The 26,992-nt window shown below is 67.8% G+C and carries 27 protein-coding genes; 15 read left to right on the plus strand and 12 right to left on the minus strand.

The annotated features are described in order from the left end of the window. Positions 1-8 precede the first annotated feature (8 nt). The 4 genes from phoB to QZ670_RS05145 all read left to right on the plus strand — a co-directional run bounded on the left by phoB (position 9) and on the right by QZ670_RS05145 (position 3,575). Positions 9-701, plus strand: coding sequence for a phosphate regulon transcriptional regulator PhoB (phoB, locus tag QZ670_RS05130; RefSeq protein ID WP_064314091.1), 693 nt, complete (start codon positions 9-11; stop codon positions 699-701). Between the two features lie 127 nt (positions 702-828). Further along, entirely contained in the window at positions 829-1,299 is a 471-nt protein-coding gene (locus tag QZ670_RS05135; protein WP_294252705.1) for a hypothetical protein, read from the plus strand. A 203-nt stretch (positions 1,300-1,502) separates the two neighbouring features. Continuing rightward, positions 1,503-2,393, plus strand: a complete 891-nt coding sequence (locus tag QZ670_RS05140; protein ID WP_294252706.1) for an SDR family NAD(P)-dependent oxidoreductase — start codon at positions 1,503-1,505, stop codon at positions 2,391-2,393. 69 nt (positions 2,394-2,462) lie between these two features. Next, positions 2,463-3,575 (plus strand): hypothetical protein, encoded by a 1,113-nt coding sequence (locus tag QZ670_RS05145; RefSeq protein WP_294252707.1) that lies wholly within the window; start codon positions 2,463-2,465, stop codon positions 3,573-3,575. 48 nt (positions 3,576-3,623) lie between these two features. On the opposite strand, the gene QZ670_RS05150 is transcribed toward QZ670_RS05145, so the two are convergent. The 3 genes from QZ670_RS05150 to purB all read right to left on the minus strand — a co-directional run bounded on the left by QZ670_RS05150 (position 3,624) and on the right by purB (position 8,146). Beyond that, positions 3,624-6,194 (minus strand): HWE histidine kinase domain-containing protein, encoded by a 2,571-nt coding sequence (locus QZ670_RS05150; protein WP_294252708.1) that lies wholly within the window; start codon positions 6,192-6,194, stop codon positions 3,624-3,626. Further along, positions 6,195-6,740: a biliverdin-producing heme oxygenase gene (locus tag QZ670_RS05155; RefSeq protein ID WP_294252709.1), complete on the minus strand. Its 546-nt coding sequence runs from the start codon at positions 6,738-6,740 to the stop codon at positions 6,195-6,197. Positions 6,741-6,829: 89 nt separating this feature from the next. Continuing rightward, a complete protein-coding gene (purB, locus tag QZ670_RS05160; protein ID WP_294252710.1) occupies positions 6,830-8,146 on the minus strand; it encodes an adenylosuccinate lyase in 1,317 nt (438 codons plus the stop codon). A 130-nt stretch (positions 8,147-8,276) separates the two neighbouring features. Here purB and QZ670_RS05165 point away from each other — a divergent pair, with 130 nt between their 5' ends. The 5 genes from QZ670_RS05165 to QZ670_RS05185 all read left to right on the plus strand — a co-directional run bounded on the left by QZ670_RS05165 (position 8,277) and on the right by QZ670_RS05185 (position 13,929). Next, positions 8,277-8,744, plus strand: a complete 468-nt coding sequence (locus tag QZ670_RS05165; protein ID WP_294252711.1) for an EF-hand domain-containing protein — start codon at positions 8,277-8,279, stop codon at positions 8,742-8,744. A gap of 42 nt (positions 8,745-8,786) precedes the next feature. Next, positions 8,787-9,236 carry a PH domain-containing protein gene (locus QZ670_RS05170; RefSeq protein ID WP_294252712.1) on the plus strand — a complete coding sequence of 150 codons (450 nt, stop codon included), beginning with the start codon at positions 8,787-8,789 and terminating at the stop codon, positions 9,234-9,236. 218 nt (positions 9,237-9,454) lie between these two features. Continuing rightward, positions 9,455-11,584: a hypothetical protein gene (locus tag QZ670_RS05175; protein ID WP_294252713.1), complete on the plus strand. Its 2,130-nt coding sequence runs from the start codon at positions 9,455-9,457 to the stop codon at positions 11,582-11,584. Beyond that, the gene (locus tag QZ670_RS05180; protein ID WP_294252714.1) at positions 11,584-13,125 is read left to right on the plus strand and encodes an MBL fold metallo-hydrolase; all 1,542 of its coding nucleotides are present in this window, start codon (positions 11,584-11,586) and stop codon (positions 13,123-13,125) included. The genes QZ670_RS05175 and QZ670_RS05180 overlap by 1 nt, the downstream gene beginning before the upstream one ends. A 21-nt stretch (positions 13,126-13,146) precedes the next feature. Beyond that, the gene (locus QZ670_RS05185; RefSeq protein ID WP_294252715.1) at positions 13,147-13,929 is read left to right on the plus strand and encodes a hypothetical protein; all 783 of its coding nucleotides are present in this window, start codon (positions 13,147-13,149) and stop codon (positions 13,927-13,929) included. A 12-nt stretch (positions 13,930-13,941) separates the two neighbouring features. On the opposite strand, the gene QZ670_RS05190 is transcribed toward QZ670_RS05185, so the two are convergent. The 4 genes from QZ670_RS05190 to epsC all read right to left on the minus strand — a co-directional run bounded on the left by QZ670_RS05190 (position 13,942) and on the right by epsC (position 17,998). Further along, positions 13,942-14,262 (minus strand): 2Fe-2S iron-sulfur cluster-binding protein, encoded by a 321-nt coding sequence (locus QZ670_RS05190; RefSeq protein WP_294252716.1) that lies wholly within the window; start codon positions 14,260-14,262, stop codon positions 13,942-13,944. Positions 14,263-14,358: 96 nt separating this feature from the next. Beyond that, positions 14,359-16,770 carry a TonB-dependent receptor gene (locus QZ670_RS05195; protein ID WP_294252717.1) on the minus strand — a complete coding sequence of 804 codons (2,412 nt, stop codon included), beginning with the start codon at positions 16,768-16,770 and terminating at the stop codon, positions 14,359-14,361. A 200-nt stretch (positions 16,771-16,970) separates the two neighbouring features. Continuing rightward, complete coding sequence (locus QZ670_RS05200; protein ID WP_294252718.1) at positions 16,971-17,309, minus strand: DUF2794 domain-containing protein; 339 nt, start codon at positions 17,307-17,309, stop codon at positions 16,971-16,973. Beyond that, positions 17,309-17,998: a serine O-acetyltransferase EpsC gene (gene epsC, locus QZ670_RS05205; RefSeq protein ID WP_093298692.1), complete on the minus strand. Its 690-nt coding sequence runs from the start codon at positions 17,996-17,998 to the stop codon at positions 17,309-17,311. The genes QZ670_RS05200 and epsC overlap by 1 nt, the downstream gene beginning before the upstream one ends. Before the next feature lie 155 nt (positions 17,999-18,153). On the opposite strand from epsC, the gene QZ670_RS05210 reads away from it, so the two are divergent. The 6 genes from QZ670_RS05210 to QZ670_RS05235 all read left to right on the plus strand — a co-directional run bounded on the left by QZ670_RS05210 (position 18,154) and on the right by QZ670_RS05235 (position 25,130). Next, positions 18,154-18,927: a sulfite exporter TauE/SafE family protein gene (locus tag QZ670_RS05210; RefSeq protein ID WP_294252719.1), complete on the plus strand. Its 774-nt coding sequence runs from the start codon at positions 18,154-18,156 to the stop codon at positions 18,925-18,927. 84 nt (positions 18,928-19,011) lie between these two features. Next, the gene (locus QZ670_RS05215; protein WP_294252720.1) at positions 19,012-20,220 is read left to right on the plus strand and encodes an acyltransferase; all 1,209 of its coding nucleotides are present in this window, start codon (positions 19,012-19,014) and stop codon (positions 20,218-20,220) included. A gap of 128 nt (positions 20,221-20,348) precedes the next feature. After that, a complete protein-coding gene (locus QZ670_RS05220) occupies positions 20,349-21,575 on the plus strand; it encodes an acyltransferase (protein WP_294252721.1) in 1,227 nt (408 codons plus the stop codon). Positions 21,576-21,844: 269 nt separating this feature from the next. Next, positions 21,845-22,408 (plus strand): alkyl hydroperoxide reductase subunit C, encoded by a 564-nt coding sequence (gene ahpC / locus QZ670_RS05225; RefSeq protein ID WP_294252722.1) that lies wholly within the window; start codon positions 21,845-21,847, stop codon positions 22,406-22,408. Between the two features lie 131 nt (positions 22,409-22,539). After that, a complete protein-coding gene (gene ahpF / locus QZ670_RS05230; protein WP_294252723.1) occupies positions 22,540-24,120 on the plus strand; it encodes an alkyl hydroperoxide reductase subunit F in 1,581 nt (526 codons plus the stop codon). 107 nt (positions 24,121-24,227) lie between these two features. Further along, positions 24,228-25,130, plus strand: coding sequence for a hydrogen peroxide-inducible genes activator (locus QZ670_RS05235; RefSeq protein WP_294252724.1), 903 nt, complete (start codon positions 24,228-24,230; stop codon positions 25,128-25,130). Here QZ670_RS05235 and QZ670_RS05240 read toward each other — a convergent pair. The 5 genes from QZ670_RS05240 to pgsA are packed head-to-tail and all read right to left on the minus strand — an operon-like array spanning position 25,127 to position 26,986. Further along, complete coding sequence (locus tag QZ670_RS05240) at positions 25,127-25,441, minus strand: type II toxin-antitoxin system RelE/ParE family toxin (protein ID WP_294252725.1); 315 nt, start codon at positions 25,439-25,441, stop codon at positions 25,127-25,129. The two genes, QZ670_RS05235 and QZ670_RS05240, sit on opposite strands and share 4 nt — an antisense overlap. Next, on the minus strand, positions 25,438-25,707 hold the full coding sequence (locus tag QZ670_RS05245) for an addiction module antitoxin (protein WP_294252726.1): 270 nt from the start codon (positions 25,705-25,707) through the stop codon (positions 25,438-25,440). Before QZ670_RS05245 ends, QZ670_RS05240 begins: the two co-directional genes overlap by 4 nt. 33 nt (positions 25,708-25,740) lie before the next feature. Next, complete coding sequence (locus QZ670_RS05250) at positions 25,741-26,178, minus strand: molybdenum cofactor biosynthesis protein MoaE (RefSeq protein ID WP_294252727.1); 438 nt, start codon at positions 26,176-26,178, stop codon at positions 25,741-25,743. After that, on the minus strand, positions 26,175-26,432 hold the full coding sequence (gene moaD, locus QZ670_RS05255; protein WP_294252728.1) for a molybdopterin converting factor subunit 1: 258 nt from the start codon (positions 26,430-26,432) through the stop codon (positions 26,175-26,177). The genes QZ670_RS05250 and moaD overlap by 4 nt, the downstream gene beginning before the upstream one ends. After that, positions 26,432-26,986, minus strand: coding sequence for a CDP-diacylglycerol--glycerol-3-phosphate 3-phosphatidyltransferase (pgsA, locus tag QZ670_RS05260; protein WP_294252729.1), 555 nt, complete (start codon positions 26,984-26,986; stop codon positions 26,432-26,434). Before pgsA ends, moaD begins: the two co-directional genes overlap by 1 nt. Positions 26,987-26,992: the final 6 nt, after the last annotated feature.

Raw genomic sequence — 26,992 nt, forward strand, 5'->3', positions numbered from 1 at the left:
GGGAACATATGGCACGGGTCAAGATGCTGCTGGTGGAAGACGATGCCGCGATCGCGGAGCTCGTCACCTGGCATTTCAAGCGCGAAGACTATGAAGTGAAGCACACCCCCGATGGCGAGGAAGCGCTGCTGCTCGCCAAGGAGGCGACGCCCGATATCGTGCTGCTCGACTGGATGGTCGAGGGGCTCTCGGGCATCGAGGTGTGCCGCCGCCTGCGCCGCATGCCGGAGACGGCGAACGTGCCGATCATCATGCTGACGGCACGCGGCGAAGAGGAAGACCGCGTCCGCGGGCTCGAGACCGGCGCCGACGATTATGTCACCAAGCCCTTCTCGCCGCGCGAGCTCGTCGCCCGCGTCGGCGCAGTACTCCGCCGCGTGCGTCCGGCGCTGGCCGGCGAGGCGCTCACCTATTCGGACATCGAGATGGACACGGTGGGCCACAAGGTTCGCCGCGGCGGCGAAGTGATCCAGCTGGGGCCGACCGAGTTCCGCCTGCTCAAGCATTTCCTCGAGCATCCGGGCTGGGTGTTCTCGCGCGAGCGGCTGCTCGATGCGGTGTGGGGACATGACAGCGATATTGAGTCGCGCACCGTCGACGTGCATATCCGTCGCCTGCGCAAGGCGATCAACAAGGGCAATCGGCCGGACATCATCCGCACGGTCCGCTCCGCCGGCTACGCGCTCGACGCGGGCAACTGAGCCGAAATCGGGGCGCGGCGGCGATCGATTGCCGCGCCCCGGCTCCCGCTTCCCGGAAACGTGGTTGCAACAAATTCCGCCCTGCGGACGTTCGCACCCTCGTCTTTCATGAAGAAGGAGACACAAGATGAAGTGGATGCTTCTCGCCTCGGCGATGGTCCTCAGCGGCACCGCCATCGCGCAGGATATGCCGGCGCAGCAGACGACGCCGGACCAGACCCAGGCACAGCCCGCCCCGCCCCCAGCACCGCCGATGCAGGGCCAGACGACCCCGCAGACCGATCCGGCAGCGCCGCCTGCTCCGATGAACGGCACGACCGGCGCCGGCGAAGCCTCGCCCCCGCCGCCGCCTCCGCCGCCGCCGGGTTCGGGCGTGGCCCCGTCGCCGCCCCCGCCCCCGGGCACGACTGCACCGGGCGCGCCGCCCGCACCGCCCGCGCCGCCAGCACCGGCTGACGCTGCGGCACCGCCGGCGCCCGCAGCTGCACCTGCCCCGGCCGCAGCCGCCGCACCGCCGCCCCCGCCGTCGGATCCGGCCAGCTATCCGCGGTGCTCGCGCACCGTGAAGGACCATTGCCGCCAGCCCGGCGGCAAGTAACGCCTCGTCCCCCTTCCGCTTGCGGGAGGGGCTAGGGGAGGGTGCGTGAGGGTCGCAGGCGACGCCGTCGCGGCAAGAGCCTCCACGCCACACCCTCCCCCATCCCCTCCCGCAGGCGGGAGGGGTGATCATCCTCCCAAGGTTGGCGTCCTGGCCAACCTCCCCTAGGCTCTCCGCAAAACCTGTGTTGGAGAGCATCGCCCATGACCATCCGCTTCGACGACCGCGTCGCCATCGTCACCGGTGCCGGCGGCGGCATCGGCCGTGCCTATGCGCTGGAGCTCGCCCGGCGCGGCGCCCGCGTGGTGGTGAACGATCTGGGCGCGAGCCGCGACGGCTCGGGCCATTCCGATGCCGCCCGTGCGGTGGTCGCCGAAATCGAAGCGTTCGGCGGCGAAGCCATTGCGGACGGCGGCAGCGTCACCGATGCCGCGGCGATGGTCGCGATGGCCGAAGCCGCCAAGGCGCGCTGGGGCCGAATCGACATCCTGATCAACAATGCCGGCGTGCTCCGCGACAAGAGCTTCGCCAAGATGACGCCCGAGGACTTCGCCTTCGTCGTCGACGTGCACCTGATCGGCTCGGCCAACGCCACCAAGGCGGTGTGGGAGACGATGCGCGAACAAGGCTATGGCCGCATCCTGATGACCGCGTCCTCAACCGGCCTGTTCGGCAATTTCGGCCAGGCGAATTACGGCGCGGCCAAGCTCGGCCTCGCCGGGCTCGCCAAGACGCTGCACCTGGAAGGCGCCAAGCACGGCATCCGCGTCAACACCATCGCCCCGGTGGCGGGCACGCGGATGACCGAGGGCCTCTTCCCCGAAGCCGCCTTCGCCGCCTTCGCGCCCGAGCATGTCGCCCCCGCCGCGCTGTTCCTGGTCTCGGAGGAGGCGCCGAGCAACATGATCGTAGGTGCCGGCGCGGGCGTGGTGCAGGCCGCCTATGTAACCCTCACGCAAGGTGCAGTGCTGGCCGAGCCGACGCCGGAGTCCGTCGCCGCGCAATGGGCGCAAATCATCGACCGCACCGGCGAGATCGTCCCCGGATCGGGCGCCGAGCAGACCATGGCGATCCTCAGCAAGCTGCAGCGCTAGCTAAGCGCATCACCGTATTGCATCAGCAATACACTCGTGGCATTCTCCCGGCACGAAGGAGGATTGCCGATGTATAGCGAAAGCGAACTGGCAAGCGCCGTGGAGGCCGGGGCACTCACCCCCGACGCCGCGACGGCGTTCCGCAACTATGTCGCCGCCAGCCGGTCTGCGCCCGCGGTGGACGAAGAGCATTTCCGGCTGCTGAGCGGCTTCAACGACATCTTCGTCACCATCGCGGCGGCGCTGATCCTGCTGGCAATCGGCAAGCTGGGCGGCAGCCTGGTCGAGATGCTGACCGGCGGCGGCCCCGAGCCGCGCGTCCTCGGCGCGAACCTGATCGGCGGGGGCGCCGCGGTGGCCGCGACCAGCTGGATGCTCGCCGAATATTTCACCGCGCGGCGCCGACTGGCGCTCCCCTCGATCCTGTTGCTGCTCGGCTTTGTCGGCGGCGCGGGCGCGACCATCGCGGGCCTGTTCGTGATCAACGGCCAGTGGCTCACCGATATGCTGCACCTGACCAGCCAGGTCGCGCAGCAGCGCTTCGGCGGGGCGATCGCCGCCGTGGCCGGCAGCCTCACCGCGGCCGCGGCCTGGGTGCATTGGCGGCGCTTCATGGTGCCGATCACGGTGGCAGCCGGCGCGCTGGCCGTGGTCGGCGTCTCGGTCGGCCTGATCCTCTCGCTGATCCCCGCCGCGAAGGACTGGGTCAACGCGATCCTGCTGGTCGGCGGCATCGCGACGTTCATCGCGGCGATGCGGTGGGACATGACCGATCTCGAGCGCCGCACCCGCCGTGCCGACGTCGCCTTCTGGCTGCACCTCGCCGCCGCGCCGCTGATCGCCCATCCGGTGTTCCACATGCTCGGCGTGTTCGACGGCGAGATCGGCGCACCGATGGCGGCGCTGGTCTTCGCGCTTTACCTGTTCTTCGCCTTCGTGGCGCTGGCGGTGGACCGGCGCGCGTTGCTCGTCTCCAGCCTCGCCTATGTGTTGTGGGCGATGTATTCGCTGTTCCACCAGAGCGGCGCGGTGGAGCTGAGTGCTGCGTTCACCGGGCTGGTGATCGGCTCGGCGCTGCTGTCGCTCTCCGCCTTCTGGCACCCGATGCGGAGCGCCGCCGTCGGGGTGCTCGGCGACTTCGGCCGGCGGCTGCCGCCCACCCAGCAGGGGGCGATGGCCTAAGTACGCGTACCTGCCCCCACCCTCGGGTGGGGGCATCGGGCGTCGGCCCTACCGGCCCAGCAACCCTTCCAGCATCCGCGCCATGTTCACCGCCGTGTAGGGCTTCTGCAGCACAGGCACCCCGGCATGGTCGGCGTCGAGCTGGAGCTGCTCGCCATAGCCCGTCGCAAAAGCATAGGGCACGCCGTTCGCGCGGAGGCGATCGGCGATCGGCAGGCTGGTTTCGGCGCCGAGATTGACGTCGAGGATCGCCACGTCGAACTGCTCCGCCGCGATTTCCTCGAGCGCGCTGCCGATCGATGCCGCCGTCACCACCCGCTCGGCGCCCAGGCGCAGCAGGATGTCCTCGGCGTCCATCGCGATGATCAGGCTGTCCTCGACCAGCAGCACCGGGCCGCGCAGCACCGGGCGCATCTCGCCGCCCATGGGCGCCGGCACGGGCTCTTCCACGTCGCGGGCATGCTTCGCGGCAGCGTCGCCGTCTAGCACCACATGCCGCGCCGGGATGCAGAACTCCGCCTCCAGGCCGGTGAGCGGATAGCGCACCGTCGCCTTGCCGCCCAAATCATAGGGCACCGAGCGCTGGATGATCGTGGTGCCGAAGCCCTGCCGCGTCGGCGGCTGGACCACGGGTCCGCCTCGCTCGCGCCATTCGATCCGGCAGTCGCCCTGCGCATCGAGCTCCCAGCGCACGGAGACGGTGCCGCTGTCCGACAGGGCGCCGTATTTGGCCGAGTTGGTCATCAGCTCGTGGAACACCAGCGCCAGCGTCGAAAAGGCTGCCGGGCGCAGCAGCACCATCGGTCCATCCTGGTCGAGCCGATCCGATCGACCGCCGAGATAGGCGGCAGCCTCGGTGCGCAGCAACCGGCCGAGCGGCGCCGGCCCCCAATTGTCCTCGGTGATCTGGTCGTGCGCGCGGGCCAGCGCCTCGATCCGGCCGTCGAGCATCCGGATATAGGTCGCGGTATCGATCCCCGGCGCCCGCGACTGCCGCACCAGCCCGCGGATCAGCCCCAGGATATTGCGCACCCGGTGGTTGAGCTCGGCGATCAGCAGTTCCTGCCGTTCGGAGGCGCGCTGGCGCTCCTCCTGTGCATCGTCGGAGAGGCGCAGCACCACTTCGATCAGCGAGGCGCGCAGGACCTCGGCAACGCGCAGCTCGACCTCGGTGAAGGGCAGCGAGCGGCCGCGCACTTCCTGGCTCCAGAGCTCGAAGCTCTGCCGCGGCGTCAGGCGCGCGCCGTTCGGGCCCAAATTGACCGGCTTATGGGGATCGCCCGCCCAATTGACGGTGCGCACCAGTTCCTGGCGGAACAGCAGCACATAGTCGCGGGGGGAGCGGCTGATCGGGATCGCCAGCAGTCCGGCGCCGACATCGGCATAGTCGGCGGCCTGGGGCAGCACGTCCGCCAGATGATCGGTCGCGAAGACGCGGCCCGCCGCCATCGCGTTCAGCCGGCGGGTGATCGCGGCGAAGGACGAAGGCGGCGGGGTGATGCCGCTGAACGCGACCTTGCCGCCGATCCAGATCGCGATGCCGTCACACGGCACCACCTCCCGCAGCCGGCTGCCCAGCCATTCGGGGTCGTCGAGCAGCCCGCCGTCGCTCGCCACGGCGGCGAGCAGCCGGTCGCTGGTCGCCCGTGCCGCCGCTTCGTAGGCGGAGAGTTCCTTGCGCTCGCGGCTTTCCAGCTTGAGCGCGAACATCTGGCCGAACAGCTCGGCCATCGAGCGGCGCTCGAAGCCCGGGCAGCGCGGGCCGCCATAATGGTGGCAGGCGAACAGGCCCCACAATTTGCCCTCGACGATGATCGAGATCGACAGCGAGGCCTTCACGCCCATGTTCTTCAGATATTCGATGTGGATCGGCGACACCGACCGCAGCACCGACAGTGACAGGTCGAGCGGCGCGCCGAACTCGTCGCGCGGCGGCACGATTCCGACGGGCTCGGCGTGCACATCGGCGATGATCCGGAACGGCGTGCGCAGATAGAGCTTGCGCGCCTGCTGCGGAATGTCGCTGGCCGGATAGCGCAGGTCCATGAAGCTGCCGATGCCGCTGCGCGCGGCTTCCGCTACCACCACGCCCGATCCGTCGCGCTCGAACCGATAGACCATCACCCGGTCGAAGCCGGTCAGCGCCCGCACCTGGCGCGCGCCCTCACGGAAGAAGTCGGCCAGCTTTTCCTTCTCGTCCAGCCGGCCCATCATCGCGCGCAGTGTGCTGGCGGTGTCGCCGGGCATGTCCGAAGTGCAGGCCTCACCCTCGACGACGATCGTGTCGCCGGTCATGTGGAGCGCGAGGTCGTAGGCGCGGTCGCGGGTTCGCAGCGCCTTGATCCCGAAGATGCGCTCCAGGGCATCGTCGCCGCGCAGCAGCGTCAGCCGATTGCGCAGCGCGTGGATCGCGTCGTCTTCCAGATAGTCGCTGGCATGGGTGCCGAGCATGTCCTCGGCCGACACATCGAAATGCCGCGCGACATTCGCCGAGGCGCGCTTGATCAGCCAGTCGCTCGAGAAGGCGATCAGGAAACCGAAGGGCTGGATCGCGCCCAGCTGGTGGATCGGCTCCCGATCACAATTGGTCAGGTCGACCTGAAAAACGCCGTCGTCCACTTATGCAACCTTCGCCAGCCACTTCGTGCCGGCGGCCTCGAACCGCCCGAGGGTCTGGTTGGCGGCAGTTACGGCAAGTTCCAAGGATTCCGGCGCATATAGGAGCGCGTCCAGTTTTTCCAACAATTGCGGCCACATATGCGGCGGCTGGTGGCTGCCCAGATAGGCGCGCGGCCAGCTTTCCGGCACGCTGCGGGCGAGGAACCGGCCGCCCAACCGTGAGCCTTCCAGCACATAGAGCATGCCCGCCATCGCGGCATCGGACGTAACGGAATCCTGGCTTTCAGGAGCATCGATGGCGATGCCGAGCGAGTCGAGATCGACCTGGATCACGCCGGCGCGGCGGCGCTGCGGCCAGTCCTCGGTGATCGCCTCGGCACCGCCCCGGTCGAGCAATGCCTCCACCGGCAGCAGCGCTTCGGCATGTGCGGCGAGGAGGCCGGCATAATCGTCGCGACGGGAGAGGTCGAAGCGGCTGAACAGTGCGTCGACCCGTGCGTGCGCGGCACCGGTGGCTTCCCGCAATCGGCGATGCGCGGCGTTCATGCGGGCAGATTGTTCATGAGGGATAGATCCACGGCAAGCAGAAATCGCTCGCCGTGGATCCGTTCCATTAGGGCCGGAATGGCCGCAATTTATGCCGCGCCGAACACCCGCGCGAAGATCGTGTCGACATGGCGATAGTGGTAACCGAGATCGAACTTCTCCTCGATCACTTCCGGGCTGAGCGCCGCCGTTACTTCAGAGTCCGCCTTAAGTAGTTCCATCAGCGAAAGTTCGCCGTCCGATTCCCACACCTTCATCGCGTTGCGCTGGACGAGGCGATAGGCGTCCTCGCGGCTCACGCCGGCCTGGGTCAGCGCCAGCAGGACGCGCTGCGAATGGACCAGGCCGCCCATGCGATCGAGGTTCTTCTGCATCCGCACCGGATAGACCAGCAGCTTGTCGACCACGCCGGTGAGACGGGCCAGCGCGAAGTCCAGCGTGATCGTCGCATCGGGACCGATATAGCGCTCGACCGAGGAGTGGCTGATGTCGCGCTCGTGCCACAGCGCGACATTCTCCAGCGCCGGGGTGACATAGCCGCGCACCATGCGGGCGAGGCCGGTCAGATTCTCGGTCAGCACCGGGTTGCGCTTGTGCGGCATGGCCGAGCTGCCCTTCTGGCCCGGCGAGAAATACTCTTCGGCCTCCAGCACTTCGGTGCGCTGCAGGTGGCGGATTTCGACCGCGAGACGCTCGATCGACGAGGCGATCACGCCCAGCGTCGCAAAGAACATCGCATGGCGGTCGCGCGGGATCACCTGGGTCGAGACCGGCTCGACCGACAGGCCGAGCTTCTCGGCGACATGCGCTTCCACGCGCGGATCGATATTGGCGAAGGTGCCGACCGCGCCCGAGATCGCGCAGGTGGCGATGTCGGCGCGGGCGGCGAGCAGGCGCGCCTTGTTGCGCTGGAACTCGGCATGCGCCTCGGCGAGCTTGAGGCCGAAGGTGACCGGCTCGGCATGGATGCCGTGGCTGCGGCCGATCGTCGGGGTCATCTTGTGCTCGCGGGCGCGGCGCTCCAGCACTTCCAGGAGCGCGTCGATATCGGCGAGCAGCAGGTCGCTGGCGCGGGCGAGCTGCACCGCGAGGCAGGTGTCGAGCACGTCGGAGCTGGTCATGCCCTGGTGCATGAAGCGGGCCTCCTCGCCCACCTGCTCGGCCACCCAGGTGAGGAAGGCGATCACGTCATGCTTGGTCACGGCCTCGATCGCATCGATCGCGGCGACGTCGATCGCCGGCTTGGTCGCCCACCAGTCCCACAGCGCCTTGGCGGCACTCTGCGGCACCACGCCGAGGTCGGCGAGCGCCTGCGTGGCGTGCGCCTCGATCTCGAACCAGATGGCGAGGCGCGTCTCGGGCGACCAGATGTCGGTCATCGCGGCGCGGGCATAACGGGGGACCATGGCGTTCCTTCTGTGCGGAATGGGGGTGCCCGGCAGCCCCGGGCGGGTCGCCGCCGCGCCTAGCAAGAACCGGCCACAGCGGCAACCGAACCCGCGCCCCGGCCGTTGTCCCACCCGAGGAGATCGCCCGATGCTGACGCCGTTGTTGCTCGCCGCCGCCCTGCAGGTCAGTGCCCCCGCGCCGCAGGCACCTGCGCAGCCGGCGCAGCACGGACAGTCCGCCGCCCCTGCCGCCAACCAGGCGATGCCGGGCACGCAGCCCACCCCCGCGGACAAGCCGTTGCAGGGTGCCGACACCACGGGCACGCCGCCCCCCGCCGCCGAGGCCGCCCAGCCCACCCCGCGCCCCGACCCCGCCAAGCTGCCGGTAGAGGCGCAGTTCGCCCGCTACGACGCCAATGGCGACGGCGTGCTCGACAAGGCCGAATATGGCAGCTGGCTCGCCGCGCTGCGCACCGCCAAGGATGCCGACTTCAAGCCCGAGGCACCCGAGGCCAAGGCCTGGATCGACCGCAGCTTCATCGGCGCCGACGCGAACCGCGACGACAGGATCAGCCGCGAGGAATGGGTGCGCTTCCTCACCCCCACCGCCGGCTGACATCCCCGTTGCGGCGGCCGCCGGCCTGGCTATGATGGTGGCATGGCGCAGCTGATCGATCGCTTCCAATCCTCGACCGCCGGATGGCTCAAGGGCTCGTTCGCCGGCTGGGCGACGGTGGCGCTGTGCCTGGTCGGGATCGGCTTCGTGATCCTGGCGGCGCGCTGGATCGCCAACAAGGCGACGCTCTACGAAGTCACCGAGGATCGCATCGTCCTCTATCGCGGCATCGTCCGCAAATCGATCGACGAGATCGAGCTGTACCGGGTGAAGGACGTGCGGCTCGACTATTCGATCGTCAACCAGATCTCGGGCATCGGCACGCTCACCATCACCTCGTCGGACGAGACGACGCGCGGCGGCCCGCTGGTGATCCGCGACGTCGAATATGCCCGCGAACGCCGCGAAAAGCTGCGCGAGCTGGTAAGCAATGCCCGTCGCCTGCGCGGCGTGCGCGAATTTGACATGGTACAGGAAGACGCGCGCGGCTGAGGTCGCAGCCAGGGTTGCGGACTTATCAGCGTCACACTGACCTGCTATCGCAGCCATAGGAAGTCGACTCTCGTCCCGATCGCCGCCACCTTGCCGGGTGGCCCGCACCGTGCAGAGGGCGACGTGCCGGTCGCACCATAAAAACTTCATCGATCGACTGCAAAACACTGCTCTCGGAGGGGGAGAGGCGTGTGAGTTCGAAATATCCAAAGCCTGCCGTGCGCCGATTGAAGGTCTATGCCTTCGACCCGCAGGCCTCGGTCACGCTGGCGACGGCGATGGCCAACGACTATGTCATCGAGCTGCCGTGGGAGGAGCGCTGGGAAGCGCCGCTCGAGAAGGGCCCGGTCAACGACTATGTCGAGGTGATCGACATCGATCCCGCCGCGGGGCTGTTCTACGCCCCGGTCGACCTCAACCATCCCTGGCTGCGCGACGGCGGGCTGGAACCCTCCGAAGGTCGCCCGCAATTTCACCAGCAGATGGTGTTCGCCGTGGTGATGCGGACGATCCGCGCCTTCGAACGCGCGCTTGGCCGCGTCGTGCTGTGGGCCCGCGACGACCGGGTCTCGTCCCGCGAGCTGCCGCGCGATGCGATCGAGCGCAACTTCACCCCGCGGCTGCGAATCTATCCGCACGCCCTGCGCGAGGCCAATGCCTATTACAGCCCGGACAAGCGGGCGCTGCTGTTCGGCTATTTCAAGCCGCAGGAAAGCGCGGCGGACGTACAGGCGAGCTGGGTGTTCACCTGCCTGTCGCAGGACGTCATCGCGCACGAGACGGCGCATGCGATCCTGCACGGCATGCGCCAGCGCTCGATCGACCCGAGCCATGTCGACGCGCGCGCCTTCCACGAGGGCTTTGCCGACATCGTCGCGCTGCTCCAGCATTTCTCGATGGCGCCGGTGGTGCGCCAGCTGCTTGCCGCGAGCCACGGCTCGCTGCGCGAACCGGGGCTGCTGACCGGGCTGGGCGAGCAGTTCGGCCGGGCGATCGGGCGCAGCAAGGCGCTCCGCTACGCGCTCGAGGCGCTGGGCGATCGTGCACGAACGGGCGAGGGTTCGGCCGCGAGCATCGCCGCGGCCGTCACCAAGCTGCGCGAGACGACCGAGCCGCATGCCCGCGGCGGCTTCCTGGTCGCGGCGGTGTTCGACGCGTTCGTCACCATCTACGAGCGCCGCAGCGAGGACCTGCTGCGGCTCGCCCGCCCGGGGCTGGTGCCCGGCAACGGCCTCAGCCCCGATCTGGTCGGACGACTGGCGCAGGAGGCGGCCAGCGCTGCCGACCAGGTGCTGCGGATGTGCGTGCGCGCGCTCGACTATCTGCCGCCGATCGGGACGACTTTCGGCGAATATCTGCGCGCGATCATCACGGCCGACACCGATCTCGTGCGCGACGACCCGCTCCATTATCGTGTCGCCTTCGTCGAGGCGTTCAAGCGCTGGGGCATCACCGTCCCCGGCTGCATCTCGATGGCGCCGGACAGCCTGTTGTGGGATCCGCCGCGCGCCGAGGAATATCCGGCGCTGATAGCGCGCGCCAACGGCACGCCGGAGGGAGAGGCCCCGCCCCAGGCCGGGATGGACCCGGACGACGCGCTCGCCTGGTGGTTCGCCGACATGCTCAAGCGGCTCCAGTTCGACGCAGCGTTCGACCAGGCCGACGACGTCCTTGCGGGAAGCAGGGCGGAGGGCGACGAGCCAGACGGCAGCTGTAAGGTTACCTATACCCGGCGGGACTACCGCTCCCGCGCTGGCGGAGGTCGCAACCTGCGCGACCTGGCGATGCGCGTGGTCACGCACAACCAGCGCGAGATCCACGAATGGCTCGCACGGTGCACCACCGATCGCCACGATTGGGAGCGGCTGCTGGGCCTGAAGCTGACTCCGGCCTCGGCGCGCGTGCAGGACGTCGATGATCCCGCGGCGCTGCGCTCGATCGCGGGCGGCACCAAGGCCGATGCGCTGCCCAATTTCGAGGTGCATTCGGCCCGCATCTCGCGGCGCACGGGCCCCGACGGGTTCGAGATGCACATGCTGATCGCGCAGGTCGTCCAGCGCCGCCGCGCCTATTTCGACCCCGAGGAGCAGAAGGCCGCCGATTCGGGCAAGAAGGATGTGATCGGCGCGCTGCGCTGGGAAACGCCGGACTTCTGGTTCCGCGCCGGCGCGACGCTGCACATCGATCTGCGCGACGGGCGGCTGCTGCGTGTGCTGCGCAAACGCATCGACGATGACGCGCGGCTTGCGCGCGAGCGTGCCTTCCGCAGCGGGGACATGCTCGCCGCCACCGCCGCCGTCACCGGCAATCCGCGCGAACCCTTCGCCTTCATCCATCGGGAGTCGTGATGACGAGCACCGCAACCACGGCGAACGCGCCGCTCCAGGTCTTTGTCCGCATGTACCGGGCGCTGTCTCCGGACGCCGCGTACAAGGGGATGCTGGGCGACTGTTTCCTGATCCGGATCGTCCAGGGCGACCAGGCATCGCACATCCTGATCGATTGCGGGCTGCTGCTCGGCAGCGCCGATGCCGATGCGCGGATGCAGGCGATCGCCGCCGATATCGTCGAGACCACCGGCGGCGTGCTCGATCTGCTGGTGGTGACGCACGAGCATTGGGACCATATCTCCGGCTTCTCGCAGGCACGCGACGTGTTCCTCGCCGGCCCCGATCCGGCAACGGGCGCGGAGACGCTGCAGATCGCCAATCTGTGGATGGGCTGGACCGAGAAGGACGGCGATCCGCAGGTCGAGCGGCTGCGCGAACGCTTCGACAAGACCGGGGCGGCGCTCAGCGCGCTGGCCGAGCGGATCCGCCGCGACGGCAACTCGCCGGCCGCGGCGGTCGCATCGCAGACACTGGGATTGCAGGGCTTTCGCGGGGCGACGAGCAACGGCGCCAAGCGGCTGCAGGGCCGCGAGATCATGGCCGCGCTCAAGGGCAAGTCGAAGGCGCCGCCGCAGTTCCTCGAACCCGGTACGGTGCTGCCCACCCCGGCGGCGAAGCCGGGGGCGCCGGCGCTGCGCGCCTATGTGCTGGGGCCACCGCGCAACGAGGCGTTTCTGTTCAAGGACAAGCCGTCTTCGGGCAAGGCGCAGGAAACCTATCTCGCCGACCTTCGGCTGAGCGACGAGATACTGCGCTTCGCCCAGGGCGGCGATCTCGGCACCGGCGCGGACACGCCGTTCGCGCCGCAATATCGCACGCTACCGGTGGCGGACGTCGCGCAGGGCCGGCTGGATTCGGACGACGCCGCGTGGCTCGCCGCGCGCTATTTCGGCGACAAGGCGGCGGAGAAGCGCCCGAAGGACCGGGCGCTGTTCAAAATGAACGAACGGCGCAGGATCGACGCCGACTGGCTGGGCATCGCCGATCCGCTCGCGCTCAAGCTCGACAGCGACACCAACAATACCAGCCTCGCGCTCGCCTTCGACCTGCCCGACGGCACGGCGATGGTGTTCGCCGGGGATGCGCAGGTCGGCAACTGGCTGTCGTGGCACGAACAATCCTATCGCGACGAGACCGGGACCGAACACAGCGCCGAACAGATCCTCAACCGCACCCGTTTCTACAAGGTGGGGCATCATGGCAGCCACAATGCCACGCTCGACGAGAAGGGGCTGGCGATGATGACGCGCGACGACCTGGTGGCGGCGGTCCCTACCGACGAGGAACTGGGCAAGAAGCAGGGCGCCAGCGGCTGGCAGATGCCCAATCCGCGGGTGAAGGCCGCGCTGCGGGCACGCACCAAGGACCGCATCCTGCGCAACGACCGCCGTTATGACGCAGTTTCGCGCGCCGCCGATCCGGAGCTCAGGGCCGTCGATGCCGACTTCCTGGCGCGGCTCACCGAAACCGACCTGTACCTCGAATATCACGTGCTCTGACGACAAGAGGGAGGACTTTCGATGCCGACCATCCACGAAGCGCGCGACGCCATTGCCGCCGCCCAGCTGCCGCCCGCCGAAGCCTTCGCCGTCGACGCGCCCGCCGGCGGCGGGCTGCCCGACTTCGATCCGGGCAAGGAACAGTCGCTGGTGATCGGCGCCGATGTCGTCTCGTTCGGAACCGGCGTCGAGGCGGCGTTCCGCCAGGCGATTTCGGACAGTGCGCTGTTCGCCCAGCTGATGGCGCTACACGAGGTCGGGCAGGACGCAGATCCGATGCTGTTCTTCGACGCCTATTTCCGCTGGATGATGCGGCTCGGCTGGCTGATCCAGCAGCGCGACACCTCCGAACTCGACGTCAAGGGCGACGGCCTCGACGTGCACCAGGCCATTACCGGGGTGATCACCGCCTTCCTTGCGCCGATCGCGGGCGCGGCGCAGGCCGTGCTGGCGGTGCTCGACGGGCTCTACCAGATGAACGGCAAGGCCCCCTTCATCGCGCTGTTCAACAAGCGCAGCACGCGCCAGAAGATCGGCCGCTTCCAGTTCACCTATGTTCGCCAGAGCCCCGAGCAGGGGCTGCTCGCCGAGATGGCCGCGTTCGGGCTGGCGGCCGACGAGGTCATCACCCAGATATTGTTCTTCAAGATCCACAAGAACCGCACCTCGGTGCGCCGCAGCCTGGGCCGGCTCTCGATCCCCGCCGACGCGCTGGACGGGATCCGGGTCCAGCTCGCCGCGAAGATGCAGGCCTATCGCGCCCAGCTGATCGCAGAGGCTGATCTGGGGCCGGTGGAGGCCTGAAGCGCGCGGGGGTCACCCCAGATCGGGCGCGATCTCCACCACGAGGCCGTCGAGCGCCGGGCCGAACGGGATCTGGCAGGAAAGCCGCGAGCTCGGGCGCCGCTGTTCGGCGCTGTCGAGCAGCGCGTCCTCGTCGTCGCGCATCGGCGGCAGACGCTCGGCGAAGGCCGGGTCGACATAGATGTGGCAGGTCGCGCACGACAGGCAGCCGCCGCAGAATGCCGGCAGCGCTTCGAAGCCGGCGTCGCGGAGGATCTCCATCACGCTCCGCCCTTCCTGCGCCTCGACGACCGCCTGGGCGCCGGCGGGCGGGGTAACCAGCAATTTCAGCATGTCTTCACCTTGAACCAGGGGTGCGGGAGGCGCGAGGGGCGCCTCCCGCGGGAGCAAGTCGGTGCACGCCGCCACGCAGCGCGGCGGCGATGGCGGTCAGTAATGGATGCGAAAGTCGATGCCGACCCGTCGCGGGGTCAGCACCGATCGCGCATAATAGCGCTCGACCACGCCGGTGCGCGTCTGGTTGAACGAGCTGATGTCGTTGCTGATCGAGGTATAGGCATATTTGTCGAAGATGTTGTCGGCGAACAGGCTCACCTCGTAGGTCTTGTCACGATAGGTGACCGAGGCGCGGTGGGTCATATAGTCGGGGATCGCCTCGCCGAAGCCGCGCAGACCGACGCGCGAATAGATGTCACCGGTATAGGTCGCCGCCCAGGTCGCCTCGATCTCGCCGCCATGCGGCAGCGGCTGGGTGTAGATCAGCTGCGCACTGCCCGAATGCTTGGCCGAGCCGGGCAGGCGATCGCCGTTCTTGGCATCGTAGCGGACGCCCTGGCTGACCACGAGATCGGGGAAGTCCTCGCTCAGATGGGCGTCGACATAGGCATAGGTGCCCTGCAGGGTGAGCCGCGGCACGATCTTGAACGAGCCCGAGAACTCCACGCCCTTGGAGACCGCCGCGCCGGCATTGGTGGTGATGCCCACCGCGCCGTTGACCGTCTGGCTGGGCACCTGCACGTCGTCCCACTTCACCCGGAACGCGTCGAGGGTGAACTGGAGGCGCTTGTCGAACAGCGAGGCGCGCACGCCGACCTCGATGTTGCGCGTCTTGTCGGGCTTGTAGGCGAGCTCGTTGGGCAGCGCGCAGACATTCTGCCCCGCCGGCAGCGGGATCACGCAGGGCGCGACCCGGTTGACGCCACCGATCCGGTAGCCGGTGCTGTAGGTCGCATAGGCGAGCAGGTCGGGGCTGAACTTGTACGAGGTGTTGGCCTTCCACACGAAGCCGTCGTCGCCGGTGCTGCCCGAGCGGACGCGGCTCGGCGCGAACTGGATCAGCGGATAGGGCGTGCGGGTGAGGCCCCCGCCGAACAGCGGCGTGTCGGTGCCGCCGGTCGCGGTCGCGTCATACTTGAAATAGCGCAGGCCGCCGGTGACCTGCCAGGCCGAGGTCGCGTGCAGCGTCGCCTCGCCATAGACCGCCTTCTCCACCGTCTTGGTATCGACGAAGGAGATGTACTCTAGGTCGTCGGGCCGGTTGATTCCCGCGAAGGCGGCGAAGCCCGGCGTATATTCCTGGCGGTCGCTGGCATATTTCAGCCGGTTGTAGAAGCCGCCGATCACCCAGTTCACCGGCCCGCCATGCGACGAGACCAGGCGGACCTCCTGGTTCAGCTGCTTGTACTTGCGATGGTTGTTGGCGAAAGACGAGAAGGCGGGGAACGCCTCATAGCCATAGTTCAGGTCGAGCAGCAGGTCGGTATTGTCGTCGACATTCTCGATCTTCTGTTCGGTATAGGCGGTGGTGCTGACCAAGTTCACCACGTTGAACAGGTTGATGTTGAGCTCGGCCGAGAACAGGTCCGCCGAGCGGTGGAACGGCTCGAGATAGCGCCACGGGCCGACGTAATTCCCCGTGCCGAGCACGCCCGCCCCGTTCGCCTGGCGGCCGTTGGTCTTGGTATCCTGGTGCGCGTAGGTGAGGAACGCCTTCACGTTGGGATTGTATTCGAGCAGCAGCGTGTTGCGCGTGGTGAAGGTGTGCTCGAAATTGACGTCGGCGGCGCGCTTGTAGTTCTGGGCATAGTCGGCGCGGGTGCCGAGCGACGCATCGGCGGCGCTGGTGCCGCGCACCGGTTGCGGATCGGAAATGCCGGGCTTCTGCAGCAGATAGTCGTAATCGATGAAGCCCGGATTGTCGTAATAGCCGACGACCGAGCGCAGTGCGACATGGTCGGCGATCAGCGGCAGATTGACGGTCACGTCGCCGATCCGGCCGAAGTCGTCGCTGTGCGACTGGGCATAGCCGCGGCCGTGCAGGTCGACCGAGAAGCGGCTCGTATTTGGGCGGTTGGGGATGTAGCGCACCGCGCCTGCCAGCGTGCCGAGGCCGTACAGCGTGCCCTGCGGCCCGAGCAGCGTCTCGACCCGCTCGATGTCGATCAGCTTGAAGTCGAGGTACAGCGGCACTTCGCCGAGATAGATGCCCACCGAGTCATTGGCGTTGGCGCCCGTCGCGCTGGTGTCGCCCGAGGAGAGGCCGCGCAGGATGACGTTGCCCGAACTGGCAGGGCCGGTATCGACGATGGTGACGCCGGGGGTGAAGGCGGCGAGCCCGCGGATATCGTCGACGCGCTGGCGCTGCAGCGTTTCCTGCGACACTGCGCTGATGTTGATGGGGGCGTCCTGCAGCGTCACGCTGCGGCGGCTGCCGGTGACGACGATTTCGTTGCCGCTGCCGCCCCCCTGGTCGTCGCTTTGCTGGACCGACGCGGTGCCGGCGCCTTCGGTCTGCGCCGCCGCGCGGGTCGCACCGAAGCTTGCGAGAACGGTTGCACCCAACAGCGCCGCGCGGGAAATCGATCGTGCCACCCTAGCCCCCTTTTTCTGCTTTGGTCCCTGGCCGCCACCTGTGCGGCTGGCTTGTGGGCTGCAGACTTTGGGGAAACGGCATGCGCCGCCATGGGGCGTTTGACGTACCGCAGCGCAGCAATCCCGGAGGGGGACCGCTGCAGGGACGGGCCGGAAGGGGTGCGGCTAGCCTATTCTTCGACCAGCTTCATCAGCCGGCGCTCGACCGGGGCCAGCACCGGGCCAAGCTCATGCCCGCGCTTGAGCACCGCCCCGCTCTCGTTGACCAGCGCCCACATCCCCTGGCGGTTGCGCAGGGACGGCCGCTTCTCGATGCGATATTCCGGCCGCTCGGCGGCGCGGCGGAAGGCGGCGAAGGCGGCAAAGTCCTTCTCGAACTGCATCGCATAGTCGCGCCAGTGCCCGGCAGCGACCATCCGGCCGTAGAGATCGAGGATCCGGTTGAGTTCGAGGCGATCGAAGCCGACCTGCTCGGCGCGCGCAAGGGGAAGCGGGGTAACGGTTCCCATCAGGCCCGGTCGCGCCGTTCGGCCTCGGCCTCGCGCTCGGCGATCATCGCGTCGAGCCGCTTGCGCAGCGTGTCCAGCTCGCAGCGCATCAGCTCTAGCTTCTGGCTGGAAGGATCGAACACGTCGCTGCACGGCGTGCCATAGGGCACGAAATCCTTCTGCCAGGTCACCGCCTCGACCAAGGTCGGCTTGGCCGGGATGCCCACCATCACCGCGCCGGGCGCGACGTCCTTGGTGACGACCGCATTGGCGCCGATCCGCGCGCGCTCGCCGACCGTGATCGGGCCCAGCACCTGCGCGCCGGAGCCGATGATCACGCCGTCGAGCAAGGTGGGGTGACGCTTGCCGCCCACGCCATTGTCCGGGCTGGTGCCGCCCAGCGTCACGCACTGGTAGATGGTGACGTTGTCGCCGATGGTCGCGGTCTCGCCGATCACGACGAAGCCGTGGTCGATGAAGAAATTATGGCCGATCGTCGCACCGGGATGGATGTCGATCGCGGTCATCCAGCGCGACCAGTGGTTGACCAGCCGGGCGAGGAAAAAGAAGCGGCGGCGAAACAGCGCATGCGCGATGCGGTGATAGCCGAGCGCCCAGACGCCCGGATAGAGCAGGATTTCCAGCCGGCTGCGTGGCGCGGGATCGCGCGCATGGATTGAATCGAGATAGCGCTTGAGACGCTGGTACATGGCCGGACCCCTTTGCAGCAGGCAAAATAGGGGAGCATTCCCGGAATTTCCAGCATCGCCCCGCCATATGCCCGTCCCGATCATACACTATCGGGCTTGTAGGATTTGGCGGAACCCGCCATTTCGAGAGGCCGACCGCCGCAACAGGGGCATGGATGTTCGCCGGAATCACGCTCGCCGAAATGCTGCCCTATGTCGCCGTCGGTTTCGCCGCCCAGCTGGTGGACGGCGCGCTCGGCATGGCCTTCGGAGTGATATCGAGCACGCTGCTGGTAAGCGTGCTAGGCATCGCGCCTGCCACCGCCTCAGCCGGCGTCCATCTGGTCGAGACGATGACGACCGGCGTTTCCGGGCTCAGCCATGTCCTGCACCGCAACGTCAACTGGCGGCTGTTCGCGCGGCTGCTGATACCCGGTATTATCGGCGGCGTGCTCGGTGCCTATGTGCTGACCACGCTCGATGCCTCGGTCACACGGCCGTTCGTGATGGCCTATCTCTCGGCGATCGGGCTCTATCTGCTGTTTCGCGCGATCCGCTTCGCCCCCCATCACCGCGAGCCGAAGATCGTCGAGCCGCTGGGGCTTGCCGGCGGTTTCCTCGACGCAGCGGGCGGCGGCGGCTGGGGGCCGGTGGTGACGAGCAACCTGCTGGTCCAGGGCGCGCAGCCGCGCACGACCATCGGCACGGTCAACACCACCGAATTCTTCCTGACGCTGACCATCTCGGCGACCTTCCTCTTCCATATCGGCGCGCAGGGCTTCACCCCGGATTTCTGGCACCCGGTGCTGGGGCTGCTGCTCGGGGGCGTGGTCGCGGCGCCGTTCGGCGCGATGTTCGCCAAGCGCATGCCGGTGCGGCTGCTGCTGAGCCTGGTCGGCATCGTGCTGACCGCGACCAGTGCGTTCAGCCTCTACCGGGCACTCGGCTGAGCGCATCGCCTGCGGGTCGAGGTGCAAAGCCGTTTGACGCGTGATAGCGACGGCCCAACTTTACCGTGACAAGAGGTAATCTACGTGAGTCTGCCGGTCGACACCTTCACGCTCAGCTTCCTCTTCTTCTACCTCGTCTCCCTCGTCGGCGCGGTGCTGGTGGGCGGCGCGCTGCGGCGTGGCGGCTTTCCGGTGCCCAAGGGCCCGCGATACGGCAACATCGACGGACTGCGCGGCTTCCTCGCGCTGTCGGTGCTCAGCCACCATTTCTGGATCTGGACCCAGGTCGCTCTGTACGGCCAGCCCTGGTCGGCCGCCGACCTGCCCTTCGTCAACCAGCTCGGCGCGGGCGCGGTGGCGCTGTTCTTCATGATCACCGGACTGGTCTTCTATCCCACTGCCCTCAAGGGGATCGGCCATGTCTTCTGGCCGAAAATATATATCGGGCGGTTCTTCCGCATCGTGCCGCTGGTCGCGGTATCGTTCCTGCTGATCTCGCTGGTAATCGCCCTGCGGACCGGCGCGCGCCCCGATGCCAGCTATGCCCGCGCCGCAATCGAATGGATCAGCGCGCACCGCGAAGTGCCGATCATGGGCTATGCCGATAGCGGACGCGTCAACGCGCTGGTGCTGTGGTCGCTGTGGCAGGAATGGCTGTTCTACCTGATCCTGCTGCCCGCGGTGGCCCTGGGCCTGCAGCTCGCCAGGGCGGTCCGGCTGCCGAGCTGGACCGTGCCGCTGCTGGTACTGATCGTCGGCGCCGCCGCCCATCTGGCACGGGTCGGCGGCAACATGCCGACCTTCTGGCCGCTCTTCGCCGCGGGGATGCTGGCCTATGAGCTCTGCGCCCGCGACGCCGTCCGGCGCTGGCTCGCCTCGCGCACCGCCGCGGTACTCGCCACGCTGGCGATGGTCCCCGCGGTTACCCTGTCCCACCATGCGCTTACCCCCGCCTTCTTCGCCTTCGCCTTCTTCTTCTGCTGCGTGGCGGCCGGGAACCGCTTCGGCGGCGTCTTCTCGCTGCCGGGCGCGGCGGTGGTGGGCGAAATCTCGTTCGGCATCTATCTGCTGCACGGCATCATGCTGAACCTGCTGTTCGTCGATGCCACGCCGATCGTGCGGGGATTGCCGCCGGCCGCGCTGCCGCTGCTGATCCCGGTGCTGGCCGCGCTGATCGTGCTGGTGACGGCGGCGACCTATCTGCTGATCGAGCGCCCGGCATGGCGCTTCGGCAAGCGGCTGGGCGAGCGGCTTCGCCCCGCCGCCGCCCCTGCCCCCGCGACCGCGCCCTGACACCATCGCGACGGCGCGGGCCCGCCCTCGCGAAGCGCAGGTTCGTTGCGGACACAGTATCTATTCCACTCAACCCGCAAGAATGGTAAGCAACCGGACAGGGCACGGACGTCAGGGGGCGACATTCGATGGCGGAGGGGTTCTCCAGCAGCAGCGGTGCGCATAAGGTTCGACCACGCTTTCTGGCGCTAGACAGCCTGCGCGGCATCTGCGCCTGCATGATCGTGCTGTTTCATCTTCACTCCACCGGCAACATCACCAACTCCAACCTGGTGCACAACAGCTGGATGTTCGTGGACTTCTTCTTCGTTCTCAGCGGCTTCGTGATTTCTTGCGGCTATCTGGACCGCCTGCGCACCGGCTATCCGATCGGCAAGTTTATGCTGCTCCGCCTCGGCCGGGTCTATCCGCTCCACCTCGCGGTGCTTGCCCTGTTCCTCACGATGGAGGTGGCCGGCGCGCTCGTGGGCACCGCGGGCCTTAGCAATCGAACGCCCTTCTCCGATCCGCGCACGCTTGGCGAGCTCGCCGGGTCGCTCGCGCTCGTGCAGATTTTCTGCGGCTTTCCCTCGATCGTCTGGAACGGGCCGAGCTGGAGCATCGCCGCGGAGGTCTGGACCTATCTGCTGATGGCGCTGCTGTTCCGCGCGCTGCCCCGCTGGACGGGTCCCATGGCCGCCGGCCTCGCGGTCGCCGCCGGGCTGGTGCTCGCGCTCGCCGGCCCGCTGGCCTGGGACCCCGCGACCGCCTATGCTTTTGCGCGCTGCATCCTGGGCTTCTCGCTGGGTGTGCTGGCGTGGATGCTGGTCGCCGCAGTGCGCTGGCCCGCACTGGGCCCCTCCCTGGCCACGGCGCTGGAGCTGATGGCGACGGCGGCATGTGTCGCCATGGTCGCAATGGGCGCCGTCCCGGTACTCGCGCCCCTGCTGTTTGCCGCGACGGTGGTGCTGTTCGCGGCGGAGCAGGGCCTGGTCAGTCGCGTGCTGAAGCTGCGCCCCTTCGTGCTGCTCGGCACGCTCTCCTATTCGATCTACATGGTCCACACGCTGATCGTCGCGCGGACGCTGGACGTGCTCTCGCTTCTCGGCACCTGGCTGCACCACCCGCTGATCGAAACCCGCTTCGGCACTGCCGGCACCGTGAAGATCGTCACCTTCGCGCCCGATCTGATGGCGCTCAGCGTGCTGGGCGTGGTGGTACTGGTCTCCATGGCGAGCTATCGCTGGATCGAGGCACCCGCGCGCGACGCGTCGCGCACATGGCTGTCCCGCAAGGGACCGAGCAGCAAGACCGCCCTTGCCGGCGACCCGCCGCCGCTTGCCGACCGTGATACGATTGTGGCCGTCCCCGCCTGACGCCGCCCGTCAGACGATGGCGTTGTAGAGCGTCGCGGTCCCGGGCACCGCGCGGGATTTGCTGTCGCCGAAGGGAAGTTCCTTTCATTTCCGATCGGCGGCAGCCCCGCGGCCCATAGTCGCCGCGCTTCCCGCCACCTTCGATCAAAAACGCGCTATTGAGTGACCCACTCGATCAACCAAAGCGGGTCTTCCAATTTCCCATCGGCGACTCCGCCGCCTATATCCGGCTTCGCAACAGCAACCCCCGTTCTGGAGGAACAAAAATCATGGCTCTTATCGGCAGCACCATCAAGCCGTTCACCGCACAGGCCTACAAGGAAGGCAAGTTCGTCGAAGTCACCGACGCCGACGTGAAGGGCAAGTGGGCGGTCTTCTTCTTCTACCCGGCCGACTTCACCTTCGTGTGCCCGACCGAACTGGAAGACCTGGCCGATATCTACCCGACCCTGCAGGGCATGGGCGTAGAAGTCTACTCGGTCTCGACCGACACCCACTTCAGCCACAAGGCGTGGCACGACACCTCGCCCGCGATCGGCAAGATCAACTATTACATGCTGGGCGACCAGAACCACGTGATCTCGAACAACTTCGACGTTCTGCGTGCGGGCCAGGGCCTGGCCGATCGCGGCACCTTCGTGGTGGACCCGGACGGCGTGATCCAGATCATGGAGATCACTTCGGAAGGCGTTGGCCGTAACGCCCAGGAACTGCTCCGCAAGATCAAGGCCGCGCAGTATGTCGCCGCGCACCCGGGCGAAGTCTGCCCCGCCAAGTGGGAAGAAGGCGCCGAGACCCTCGCGCCGTCGCTCGACCTGGTCGGCAAGATCTAACACCCGATCCTCTTCGGAGGGTCCAAGAATACGGCGCCCGCCCCTGCCCCCCTTGCGGGCGCCGGTTGCGACCCGGAGCGGATCCCCCCTCCGCTCCGGGTCGTTTTAGTAGAAGATACAGGAGTTTTCCCATGCTCGACGCCAATCTGACGCAGCAGCTCAAGGGCTATCTCGTGAACATCCGCGAGCCGATCGAGCTCGTTGCCAGCCTGGGCGAGGACGCCAAGTCGCGCGAGCTGGGCGAGCTGCTGGCGGCCATCGCCGCACTTTCCGACAAGATCGACCTCGTCCACGCCGACGACAAGCGCAAGCCCAGCTTCATGATCCGCCGCAAGGGCACCGATATCGGCGTGCGCTTCGCCGGCATCCCGATGGGGCATGAGTTCACCTCGCTGGTGCTGGCGCTGCTCCAGGTCGGCGGCCACCCCAGCAAGGCGGCGCAGGAGCTGATCGAGCAGGTCCGCAACATCGAGGGCGAGTTCAGCTTCGAGACCTATTTCTCGCTGTCGTGCCAGAACTGCCCGGACGTGGTGCAGGCGCTGAACCTGATGGCGGTGCTCAACCCCAATATCCGCCACGTCGCGATCGACGGCGCGCTGTTCAAGGACGAAGTCGAGGGCCGCAAGATCATGGCGGTGCCGACGGTGTACCTGAACGGCGAGCCCTTCGCCTCGGGCCGGATGGACCTGGAGCAGATCGTCGCCAAGATCGACACCGGCGCCGAAGCCCGCGCCGCCGAGAAGATCAAGCAGAAGGACCCCTTCGAGGTGCTGATCATCGGCGGTGGTCCCGCAGGGGCCGCAGCGGCGATCTACACCGCGCGCAAGGGCATCCGCGTCGGCGTCGCGGCGGAGCGGTTCGGCGGTCAGGTGCTCGACACCATGGGCATCGAGAACTTCATCTCGGTCTCGCACACCGAAGGCCCCAAGCTGGTCGCACAGCTCGAGCAGCATGTGAAGGATTATGACGTCGACGTCATGAACCTGCAGCGCGCCGAGAAGCTGATCCCGGCCAAGCGCGAGGGCGGGCTGCACGAGGTCGTGCTGGCCAACGGCGCCAGCCTGAAGGCCAAGGCCATCATCCTCTCCACCGGCGCACGCTGGCGGCAGATGAACGTGTCCGGCGAGGAAGAGTACAAGAACAAGGGCGTGGCCTATTGCCCGCACTGCGACGGCCCGCTGTTCAAGGGCAAGCGCGTCGCGGTGATCGGCGGCGGCAACTCGGGCGTCGAGGCGGCGATCGACCTCGCCGGCATCGTCGCGCACGTCACGCTGATCGAGTATGACAGCCAGCTCCGCGCCGACGCGGTGCTGCAGCGCAAGCTCGCCAGCCTGCCGAACGTGAAGATCCTCACCTCGGCGATGACCACGAGGGTCAATGGCGACGGCGAGAAGGTGTCGGGCCTGAGCTACAAGGACCGCAATACCGGCGCCGAGCACGACATCGCGCTGGAAGGCATCTTCGTCCAGATCGGCCTGGTGCCCAACACTGAGTGGCTGAAGGACGCAGTGGCGCTCACCAATCGCGGCGAGATCGAGATCGATGCGCGCGGCGAGACCAGCCAGCCCGGCATCTTCGCGGCGGGCGACTGCACCACCGTGCCGTACAAGCAGATCGTGATCGCGATGGGCGCGGGTTCGACCGCGGCGCTCTCGGCCTTCGATTACATGATCCGCCTGCCGGAAGAAGAACTTCAGGCTGCTGCCGCCTGAGCCCTCTCCCCCTCCCGCACTGCGGGAGGGGGAGCACTTTCCGCTATTCGCTTCCCATGTTCGATCCGGCCACTATATACCCGCTCGACCATCGAGAGAGGCGATTAGTGGCGCAAACCTACCTCCCCACCCTCAAGCAGCTACAATATCTGGTGGCGCTGAACGACGCCGGCCATTTCGGCCGCGCGGCGGAGGCGTGCTTCGTTACCCAGTCGACCCTGTCGGCGGGCATCCGCGAGCTGGAGACGCTGATCGGCGTCGTGCTGGTCGAGCGGACCCGCCGGGTGGTGCGCTTCACGCCGCTGGGCGAGCGGATCGTGGAGAAGGCCCGCCGCGTGCTGCGCGAGGCGGACGAACTGGGCGACCTCGCCCGCGCCGCCGGTCGCCCGCTGTCGGGCGAGATGCGGATGAGCGTGATCCCGACCATCGCGCCGTTCCTGCTGCCGCGCATCCTGCCCCGGCTCCGCCAGCAATATCCCGACCTCAAGCTCTATCTGCGCGAAGAGACGAGCGGCCAGGCCTGCGAGGCGCTGAACCATGGCCGCACCGACTGCGTGCTGCTGGCACTCCCCTTCTCCTGCGGCGACGTGGAGAGCGCCCGGCTGTTCGACGACCGCCTGTTCGTCGCCTTCCGCGACGGGGAGATGGACCCGACCGCGACCATCCACCCCGATGCGATCGACGAGACGCGGCTGCTGATGCTCGAGGACGGCCACTGCCTGAAGGACCATGCGCTGGCCGCCTGCAATCGCCCGGAGATGCGCGCCGAGGCGACGATGCTCGGCACCTCGCTCCACACCATGGTGCAGATGGTCGACAACGGCCTGGGCGTCACGATGCTGCCGGAGATGGCGGTGGATGCGGGCATCCTGGAGCATACGTCGGTCAAGGCGCGGCCGCTGGATTCCATCAACGCCTCGCGCAACATTGCGCTGGTATGGCGCAAGGCCTCCCCGCGTGAGCGCGACTTCCGGCTGCTGGCGGACGTGCTGATCGCGGCGCGAACCTAGGGTTCCCAGACGGCGCGGAGCTGCTCCAGCTGATGCATCCGCTCGTGGAGGATGGTGACGATGCCGATCGTCCCATCCGCGCGCTCACGCCAATAGACGATGTGGTGTTCAGCCCGCGCGAAGTATAGCGGAGCGCCGAATTCTGCCGGTAGCGGGCGCCATGGAACCCGTTTGGCCGCAATCGCTCCAAGTCGCTCGAACAATGCGCGAATGTAGGCGTCCGCTTGGTCCTCGCCCCATTGATCGGCCGTGTACTCGTAAATTTCATCGAGCCGACGGTCGGCGGCAGGCTCGATGAAGAAGCCGCTCATCGTGCGGCGCGCCGCGCGCGGTTGCGTTCCAAAACCTCGTCGGCGGTGACGTAGACATACTCCTCGTCCGGCGTCGCGAAGGCGCGCTGCAGCTCGGCCTTGAGCGTCTCGAACATCTCGCGCTCGACGCGCTCCTTGTCGCGGCGGATCAGGTCGCGGACATATTCGCTGACGTTCTCGTACAGCCCGTCCTCGCCGACGTTGCGGGCAACGAAGTCGCTCAAGGGGCCGGAGACTCGGACGTTGAGGTTCATCGGCTTGGTCATGGCTGTACAGATATCATGGAATATCCTGTACAGCTACGCCCAGCCGGCTGCCGCCTCCGTGTCGCCAGCGCGAGGTTCCACCCAGCGCATGCCGCCGGCCAGCCATTCGCGCTTCCAGAAGGGCGCGTCGGTCTTGAGCCGGTCGATCAGATAGGCGCAGGCCTCCAGCGCCTCGCGCCGGTGCGCCGCAGCGGTGCCGACGAACACGATCCGCTCGCCTGCCGTCATGCGGCCGACGCGGTGTACGATGGTGACGCCGAGCAGGTTCCAGCGCTCGATCGCCGCCTCGGCCAGCGCGCAGAGCGCCGCCTCGGTCATCCCGGGATAATGCTCCAGCTCCAGCGCCTCGACGCCGTCGTCGGTGCGCACCACGCCGGTAAAGGTGGCGACACCGCCCGCCCCGCGTTCCTCCAGCGCCGCGACTTCGACGCCCAGCTCGATCGGCGCGGGATCGACCGAGACGCGGATCATCCGCCCGTCACCGGCGGGAAGATCGCCACTTCGCGCGCATTGCCCAGCAGCGCGTCCAGCGGGACGAAGCGCTGGTCGATCGCGGCGCGCAGCTTTGCAGGCTCGGCAAAGGCGGCGGCATGGCCGGCGCTCTGCTGCGCGAGCCAGTCGATCAGGTCGGCAACGTTGCGCACCGCCTCGGGCGGATCAACCTGCTCCTCGCCGGTCCCGATCCGTTCGCGCACCCAGGCGAAATAGAGCATCGAAAGGGTCATCAGCTGTCCATGTGGCTCAGGCCGACGCGGAGATAATCCCAGCCGGTGATCGCGGTCAGCACCGCCGCGCCCCACAGGGTGGTGATCCCCACCGTCAGCACCCAGCCCCATTCGGGCACCGCGCCGGAAAGGATCAGCGTTCCCAGTGACACCAGTTGCAGCGTCGTCTTCCACTTGGCGAGCCGCGACACCGGCACCGAGACCTGGATCCCGCCCAGGAACTCGCGCAACCCCGATACGGCGATTTCGCGCAGCAGGATTACCAGCGCCGCGATAACGTGCCAGTCGGCGATCACGCCCTTGCCCACCAGGATCAGGATCACCGCAGCGACCATGATCTTGTCGGCAATGGGATCGAGAAACACGCCGAGCTTCGACACCGTGCCCTGCGCGCGCGCCAGATAGCCGTCGAAGTAATCGGTGATGCCCATCAGGCAGTAGAGCGCAAAGGCGACCGCGTACCCGGGCGCCCAATGCGGCCACCACAGGAACCCCACCAGCAACGGCACCATGAAGATGCGCGACAGGGTGAGAATGTTCGGCAACGTCAACATCGGCAA

Origin of the sequence: uncultured Sphingomonas sp. (assembly GCF_913774285.1) — a bacterium.
Lineage (GTDB): Bacteria > Pseudomonadota > Alphaproteobacteria > Sphingomonadales > Sphingomonadaceae > Sphingomonas.

Bases quoted from the DNA above. Each gene is read 5' to 3' on its own strand.
- phoB (WP_064314091.1), top strand. From the start codon at position 9: ATGGCACGGGTCAAGATGCTGCTGGTGGAAGACGATGCCGCGATCGCG.
- QZ670_RS05135 (WP_294252705.1), top strand. From the start codon at position 829: ATGAAGTGGATGCTTCTCGCCTCGGCGATGGTCCTCAGCGGCACCGCC.
- QZ670_RS05140 (WP_294252706.1), top strand. From the start codon at position 1,503: ATGACCATCCGCTTCGACGACCGCGTCGCCATCGTCACCGGTGCCGGC.
- QZ670_RS05145 (WP_294252707.1), top strand. From the start codon at position 2,463: ATGTATAGCGAAAGCGAACTGGCAAGCGCCGTGGAGGCCGGGGCACTC.
- QZ670_RS05155 (WP_294252709.1), bottom strand. From the start codon at position 6,740: ATGAACGCCGCGCATCGCCGATTGCGGGAAGCCACCGGTGCCGCGCAC.
- purB (WP_294252710.1), bottom strand. From the start codon at position 8,146: ATGGTCCCCCGTTATGCCCGCGCCGCGATGACCGACATCTGGTCGCCC.
- QZ670_RS05165 (WP_294252711.1), top strand. From the start codon at position 8,277: ATGCTGACGCCGTTGTTGCTCGCCGCCGCCCTGCAGGTCAGTGCCCCC.
- QZ670_RS05170 (WP_294252712.1), top strand. From the start codon at position 8,787: ATGGCGCAGCTGATCGATCGCTTCCAATCCTCGACCGCCGGATGGCTC.
- QZ670_RS05180 (WP_294252714.1), top strand. From the start codon at position 11,584: ATGACGAGCACCGCAACCACGGCGAACGCGCCGCTCCAGGTCTTTGTC.
- QZ670_RS05185 (WP_294252715.1), top strand. From the start codon at position 13,147: ATGCCGACCATCCACGAAGCGCGCGACGCCATTGCCGCCGCCCAGCTG.
- QZ670_RS05190 (WP_294252716.1), bottom strand. From the start codon at position 14,262: ATGCTGAAATTGCTGGTTACCCCGCCCGCCGGCGCCCAGGCGGTCGTC.
- QZ670_RS05200 (WP_294252718.1), bottom strand. From the start codon at position 17,309: ATGGGAACCGTTACCCCGCTTCCCCTTGCGCGCGCCGAGCAGGTCGGC.
- epsC (WP_093298692.1), bottom strand. From the start codon at position 17,998: ATGTACCAGCGTCTCAAGCGCTATCTCGATTCAATCCATGCGCGCGAT.
- QZ670_RS05210 (WP_294252719.1), top strand. From the start codon at position 18,154: ATGTTCGCCGGAATCACGCTCGCCGAAATGCTGCCCTATGTCGCCGTC.
- QZ670_RS05220 (WP_294252721.1), top strand. From the start codon at position 20,349: ATGGCGGAGGGGTTCTCCAGCAGCAGCGGTGCGCATAAGGTTCGACCA.
- ahpC (WP_294252722.1), top strand. From the start codon at position 21,845: ATGGCTCTTATCGGCAGCACCATCAAGCCGTTCACCGCACAGGCCTAC.
- ahpF (WP_294252723.1), top strand. From the start codon at position 22,540: ATGCTCGACGCCAATCTGACGCAGCAGCTCAAGGGCTATCTCGTGAAC.
- QZ670_RS05240 (WP_294252725.1), bottom strand. From the start codon at position 25,441: ATGAGCGGCTTCTTCATCGAGCCTGCCGCCGACCGTCGGCTCGATGAA.
- QZ670_RS05245 (WP_294252726.1), bottom strand. From the start codon at position 25,707: ATGACCAAGCCGATGAACCTCAACGTCCGAGTCTCCGGCCCCTTGAGC.
- QZ670_RS05250 (WP_294252727.1), bottom strand. From the start codon at position 26,178: ATGATCCGCGTCTCGGTCGATCCCGCGCCGATCGAGCTGGGCGTCGAA.
- moaD (WP_294252728.1), bottom strand. From the start codon at position 26,432: ATGACCCTTTCGATGCTCTATTTCGCCTGGGTGCGCGAACGGATCGGG.
- pgsA (WP_294252729.1), bottom strand. From the start codon at position 26,986: ATGTTGACGTTGCCGAACATTCTCACCCTGTCGCGCATCTTCATGGTG.